This is a genomic window from Streptomyces sp. MnatMP-M17 (assembly GCF_900091995.1).
Classification (GTDB): Bacteria; Actinomycetota; Actinomycetes; order Streptomycetales; family Streptomycetaceae; genus Streptomyces.
Map to the genome: position 1 here is coordinate 1 of NZ_FMDK01000258.1, position 6068 is coordinate 6068.

General features: G+C 69.8%; 6 protein-coding genes and 1 pseudogene. 4 read left to right on the plus strand and 3 right to left on the minus strand.

What is annotated here, in order from left to right; all coding sequences use genetic code 11:
• Together GA0115259_RS12420 and eccE are read right to left on the minus strand one after the other, a co-directional pair.
• Positions 1-399 (minus strand): annotated as a pseudogene (locus tag GA0115259_RS12420) (hypothetical protein); the annotation flags it as partial.
• Positions 399-1679: a type VII secretion protein EccE gene (gene eccE, locus GA0115259_RS12425; RefSeq protein WP_093595178.1), complete on the minus strand. Its 1281-nt coding sequence runs from the start codon at positions 1677-1679 to the stop codon at positions 399-401. The gene eccE and the pseudogene GA0115259_RS12420, both read right to left, overlap by 1 nt.
• Positions 1680-1892: 213 nt before the next feature.
• On the opposite strand from eccE, the gene eccB reads away from it, so the two are divergent.
• The 4 genes from eccB to GA0115259_RS12445 all read left to right on the plus strand — a co-directional run bounded on the left by eccB (position 1893) and on the right by GA0115259_RS12445 (position 5584).
• Positions 1893-3440, plus strand: coding sequence for a type VII secretion protein EccB (gene eccB, locus GA0115259_RS12430; protein ID WP_093595181.1), 1548 nt, complete (start codon positions 1893-1895; stop codon positions 3438-3440).
• A 14-nt stretch (positions 3441-3454) separates the two neighbouring features.
• Positions 3455-4747 (plus strand): type VII secretion-associated serine protease mycosin, encoded by a 1293-nt coding sequence (gene mycP / locus GA0115259_RS12435; protein ID WP_370747658.1) that lies wholly within the window; start codon positions 3455-3457, stop codon positions 4745-4747.
• Between the two features lie 154 nt (positions 4748-4901).
• Positions 4902-5240, plus strand: a complete 339-nt coding sequence (locus GA0115259_RS12440; RefSeq protein ID WP_093595188.1) for a WXG100 family type VII secretion target — start codon at positions 4902-4904, stop codon at positions 5238-5240.
• Positions 5241-5287: 47 nt separating this feature from the next.
• Entirely contained in the window at positions 5288-5584 is a 297-nt protein-coding gene (locus tag GA0115259_RS12445; protein ID WP_093595191.1) for a WXG100 family type VII secretion target, read from the plus strand.
• Between the two features lie 84 nt (positions 5585-5668).
• Here the strand turns inward: GA0115259_RS12445 and GA0115259_RS12450 are convergent, their stop codons facing one another.
• A complete protein-coding gene (locus GA0115259_RS12450; RefSeq protein ID WP_093595193.1) occupies positions 5669-5914 on the minus strand; it encodes a DUF397 domain-containing protein in 246 nt (81 codons plus the stop codon).
• Positions 5915-6068: the final 154 nt, after the last annotated feature.

Genomic DNA, 6068 nt, shown 5'->3' on the forward strand with positions numbered 1-6068 from the left:
CCCCCCCGGCTGCCCGCCGCCCGCCGCCTGCGCCAGCGCCGTCCAGGCCTGCGCCCGGCCCGTCTCGACGGCGATCCGCGCGCCCGTCGCCGCCGCGCGCAGCACCAGCACCTGCGCCGTCCACAGCCCGCCGATCAGTGTGATGTCGTACGGCGTGGGCCGGTTGATACCGAGCACCGCCGGTCTGTTCCCCGGATCGACGCCTATCACCATGCCGTCGTCACCGACCGGCAGGGCGAACGCCTCCAACTGGTCGGCCGAGAGGGCATGGCGCTCACGCCGGGGCCCGATCAGCCCGAAGCCGATCCGCGGCCGGCCGCCGCTCCTGGCCGCGCCGCGCGTGGGAGCGGGACCCGCCGGAGTAGGACCCGCCGGAGCGGTGTGTGACGGTACGGACATCAGCGAGTACCCCCGAGCGGCAGCGTGGCGAGCATCGCGGGAAGCTGCTCGCGGTCCAGTCGTACCAGCCCTGTCTTCACCCCGCGGGCCGCGCGCTCCAGCTCATGACGGGCGGTCACCAGCTCGTCGTCGCTGCGGCCGGTGATCCGTATGTGCCCGCTGAGCATCACGCCCTGCCGCTCACCGCGGCCCAGCGTCAGACTGAAGGTGGTGGCCAGGGCCGGGATCGAGGTCAGCAGCGCGACGAGCTGCGGCATCGAGGCTCCGCCGCCGCCCAACTGCGGCCAGCGGCCCACCCAGTACGTCGTATGCCTGCGGTCGTCGCAGCGCCAGGTGCGCGCCGTCTCCTTCGTACGCCGGCCCGGAGTGTCCGTACGGCCCGCCTGGGCGATGGCCAGCGGATTGGCGCAGGACGAGATGGCGACGGCCGCGGTCAGCTCCTGCTCCGTCAGCACCGTCGCCCGGAATCCGGCGCCGGTCAGCCGGCTCGCCAACTGGTCCGCCGCCCGCACCACACACTTCTGGGCACCCGCCAGACCGCCGCCGCGCGCCGTGATCGCCTCCGGGCAGAGCTCGGGATCGAGCTTGAGCGCGATCCAGGTGATCCGGATGGCGGGCGAGCCGGTCTGCGCCTGGAGCGGCGCGTAGTTGCGCGCGGCCACCGACTGCTCCGGCAGATGCGGGGCCGGTGCGGGCTGGGTGTGCTGGACGATCTGCGCCGACTCCAGCCGGATGCCGTCCACATCGAGCACGTCCCGTACGAGCGAGACGGGCAGCGGACGGGACGAGCGGTCGGGGCGCAGCGCGGTGGCCTGAGACTCGATCTGGAGCACGGCCGTCAGGAACGTGCCGTCGCCGATCATCCCGACCGGGCGCCGGTCACGGTCGCTGTACGAGTACGTCCGCAGCGCGGGATCGCACTCGACGGCGGGCGCGAGCCCCGGTTCCGTACCGGGCGGGAGTACCATCGAGGCGGCCCTGCGCGTGCGTGCCCGCAGCGCGACGATCGTCGACAGCCACTCGGGCAGCGAGCGCCGGTGTCTGCGGACCAGCGCCAGCAGCACCAGCAGCGCGGCGATCACACCGGCCGGCATCAGCAGCAGCGGATCGATCACCCAGGCCACCAGCAGCAGGGCGGCGGCGACCTCGATCAGCACGAGTTGTTGCATTCGGAACGGACCGGGACGGCCGCCCGCCCTCGGTCCGGACGCCGCCGGAGCCCGGGAGGCGGCGGAGGACGGCCCCGCCGCCGCGGGCCGTGTCTGCGTCGCGGAAGCCATGATGGAGAAACCCCCCAGATTGTCCCGATCACCCTGGCCGGCCAGGGCGTTGACGGCTGAATCACCCTACCCGCCCCGCATACGCGCCCGGCCTACAAGGCATAGTAGGGGGCCGGTCCGACAGTCAGGCAGGGCCCGGGGGACACGCCGACCAGGTCCAGGCCTGGGTACCGCCTCTGGGAGAGACCTCGCCTTTTTCACCGATGGGGACTCATGGCATCACGGCGGGACGAGCTGAACGCGTACACCTTCGCGAAGAAACGCACGGTGGCCGCATTTCTCCAACCTTCGCCCACCGGTACGGAGGAGGGCGCTCCCAGACCGCTGCGTGCCGTGGTCCCTGGGGTGATCGTCGGCGCGCTCATCCTGGCCGGATTCGGCGCCTGGGGCATGTTCAAACCGTCCGCTCCCAAGGACTGGGCCAAGCCGAACACCAATGTGATCGTCGGCAAGGACTCCACCACCCGCTATGTCGTACTGAACACTCCGGGCAAGGACAAGAAGAGCCAGACCCTGCTCCATCCGGTGCTCAATCTCGCCTCGGCCCGGCTGCTGCTCACTCCGCAGCAGAGCAAGGTCATCCAGGTGCCCGACAAGATCCTGGACGCGGGCAGGCCTCCGCGCGGTCCGGTCCTCGGCATTCCGTACGCGCCGGACCGGCTGCCGTCCGACACGGAGGCCGCGAAGGCCAAGCGGTGGGCGGTCTGCGAGCAGCCGGGCGGCGGCGACGGCGCGAGCGTCCAGAAGGCCGCGTTCATCCTCGCGGAGCGCGACTTCTCCAGGACGGAGGGACAGCGCAAGTTGACGGGCGGTCAGGTGCTGTACGTCCAGGGCCAGAAGGACAAGGCGCGCTTCCTGGTGGACGCGACTGGCACCAAGTACCAGCTCCGTGAGTCGGCCAGCGACAATCTCACCCGCGCTCTCGTCGGCAGCCGCGCGCCGCAGCCCGTCACCGACGACTGGCTCGCCACGCTCCACACCGGCAGCCCGGTCGAGTTCCCGGAGATCACCGACACGGTCGCCGCCGACGCGGGGGTCGGCGGCGGCCTCACCGGGACGCAGGACCGCGTCGGCATGGTCCTGCGCGCCCAGACCGGCGCGGGCGCGCAGCACTATGTCGTCCTGCCGGGAAGGATCCAGCCGGTCACCGCCTTCACCGCCTGGCTGCTGATCAACTCTCCGCAGACCGACGAACTGGACATGGCCGGAGAGGCCGTGACGGTCGACGCGGCCTCGTTCACTCCCGAGTCCGCGTTCTTCGCCTCCGAGTACCGCTGGCCCGAGCAGAAGGCCACGCAGGTCAACGCGGTCGGCGGCGAGGGCGCCCGGGACACCGTGTGCAGTGTGCTGCGCAAGGTTGACGACAAGGGCGGTACGGCCCTGTCCACCTGGGCCGGGCCCTCGTATCCGGCGGACATCACCGCCGGAGGCACCAGCACCTATGTCACTCCCGGCAGTGGTCTGCTCTACACGCAGGTCCAGGGACAGCAGACCCGTCCCGACGGATCGCTCTTCCTGGTGACCGACACCGGACTGCGGTACGCGGTACAGGCGAACGGCGACAGCGACGCGGCCCGCTCCGACATCGGCACCGGCGGTCAGCAGGAGCAGCAGGACGGCAGGCCCGAGCCCAGCCAGGCACAGATCCGGCTCGGCTACGAGGAGGTCACTCCGAGCCTGGTCCCCATCGCCTGGTCGGAGTTCCTGTCCAAGGGCCCGCGGCTCGACACCAACAGCGCCCGTCAGCCTCAGGGCTCATGAGAGGAGCGCTGCTCATGAGGGGAGTACGGGCGATGCCGTACGCGCGCCGCAGGACCGCCCTGCTGACCGCCGCCATGGCCCTCACCGGTCTGTCGGCCCTGCCTCCGGCGGCATACGCCGGTGAGCGGCCCGGCGGGCGGCCCGGGAACCTCCGTACCGACGGCAGCGGCGAGTGCAGCTTCCCGATGAAGACGCAGATCGCGGGTACTCCGTGGGCCCTCCAGCGGGTGATGCTCGACGAGCTGTGGGCGGACACCAAGGGCAAGGGAGTACGGGTGGCCGTCATCGACACCGGAGTTGACAACGCCAACCCGCAGCTCAAGTCGGCCGTCGACACCTCCTTGGGCACGGAGTTCCTGGCCAAGAAGATGGAGAAGGGCTCACCGGCCGACGGCACGGACGACCGTGTCGGCCATGGCACCAAGGTCGCGGGAATCATCGCCGCGCGCCCACGCGCGGGCACCGGCTTCGTAGGGCTCGCTCCCGAGGCCACGATCATCCCGATCCGCCAGAACGACGAGCAGAACAGCGGCGACCAGTCGACCATGGCCGCCGCGATCGGCCATGCCATCGACAAGGGCGCCGATGTCATCAACATCTCCCAGGACACCACCAAGCCTCTCGGCCCCGACTCCGACCTCGGCCGAGCCGTGGCGCGTGCCGTCGAGGCGGAGATCGTCGTCGTCGCCTCCGCGGGCAACGACGGCCTCGACGGCCGGCAGAAGAACACCTATCCGGCGGCCTTCGAGGGTGTCCTCGCCGTCGCCTCCTCCGACCGTAACAACGAGCGCGCGGCCTTCTCGCAGTCCGGCGAGTTCGTGGGCGTGGCCGCGCCGGGCGTGGACATGGTCTCGACCGTCCCCGGCAACGGCCAGTGCGTCGACAACGGCACCAGTTTCTCGGCGCCGTATGTCGCCGGAGTCGCCGCCCTGCTGCGCGCCGAGCACCCGGACTGGACGGCGCACCAGATCATCGCCCAGATCGAGCAGACCGCCGAGCGCAGCATCAACGGCCATGACGCCTTCGTCGGCTGGGGAGTGGTCGATCCGGTCCGCGCGCTGAGCGAGGACGACCGCGCGCCCGAGTCCCCGAGCCCCGACCCGGGACCGCCCGAACCGCCCGCGCCCGAGCCCGCGTATCTGGCGATGTCGGAGACCGCCCAGGAGCGCACCGAACGCCATGCGACCTATGCCCTCGGGATCGCGGCGGTGCTGGTCGCGGTTGTCGCGGGTGCGGCCACGGTGGTCCGTGACACCCGTGCGAAAGCCGCCGGGCGGGCCGTACGTGCATCAACTCCCCATGACTGACTTTGCAGTTGGAACTGTCGTACCGAGTAGCTAAAGTGAACGGCGGGATTGTGCGGGTGACCGCCGGTTCCACACGGGGGCGGCATCGAGGTGCTTCCCGTCCATCGCGCGGATTCTCATGGCGCATCGCAGGAAGACAGGAAGAAGGGGCAAGATGTCGAAGGATCTGAATGTCACCAGTGGAGATCAAATTGATCTCGCCAACAAGATCCAGGGCTTCCACGACGAGCTTCAGTCGCGTATCACCTCCCTCAACGGTGTGGTGGACCGTATCCAGGCGGGCTGGCAGGGCGCGGCCAGCAAGGAGTACGACCGGGTGCAGAACGATCTGAACCAGCGCCTGCGGAACATGCGCGTCGAGCTGGTCAAGCTCGAAGAGATCATGCGGATGAGCGCCGACGGTTTCACCCAGCAGGAAGAGGACCGCATCGCGTCCTTCCGGCGGATGGACGACTCCTCCCAGGGCCAGAGCGCCATTCTCGGGATGGCCTGAGCCGCCCTCCGCCACCTCCCGCCGAATTCCGTCTTGAGGAGCATGACATGACGACTGCCGTCAATTACGACACGGTGACCCAGGCGGCCGGAGACGTCCGGCTGACCGCCACTCAGCTCAACCAGGAACTCGAAGATCTGATGGCCAAGGTCAGGGCCGTCGCCGAGAACTGGGAAGGTGAGGCCAAGGTCGCCTACCGCGAGAGCCAGGACCGCCTCACCCGCGACATGTCCGGGATGAACCAGGACCTGGCCCGTCTCGCCCAGTTGCTCGACGAGTCGGTCATCGGCTATCAGGACACCGACCGTGGCAACGCGGCCCGGTTCCGTATGCAGATGGGCTGATCCGCCGTACGTACCGAAGGGGGTGTCCGCCGCGCGGACACCCCCTTCGCCGTTGCTTGAGTTCTTCGTTGCCCGAGTCCGCCGTTACTTGAGGTCGAACTCCCCGTCCCGGGCGCCCAGGACGAACGCGTCCCACTCCGCCTTCGTATACCGCAGCACCGTTTCCGGATCCTGCGACGACCGCATCGCGACGGCGCCTTCCGGCAGATACGCGATCTCCACCCGCTCCTCGTCCGGACTCGTCCCGGGCGCGCCGAGCCACTCCACACCGGAGATGTCCAGGGCGTACAGCTCTTCCTTCTGACGTTCCTTGTCCGCCGCATCGGCCATCGTGCGATCCCTCCCGGGGTATTGCGTGCGAGCTACATCACTCAGCCTAGTGGGCCGAAAGACGGAGGACGGCCCCTTCCAGGACGGCCCGGTTCTAGGGTCTTTCGTTTGGATCAGGCTGGGTGAGGGAGTGCCCGCCGCGGGAGCGGCTGGT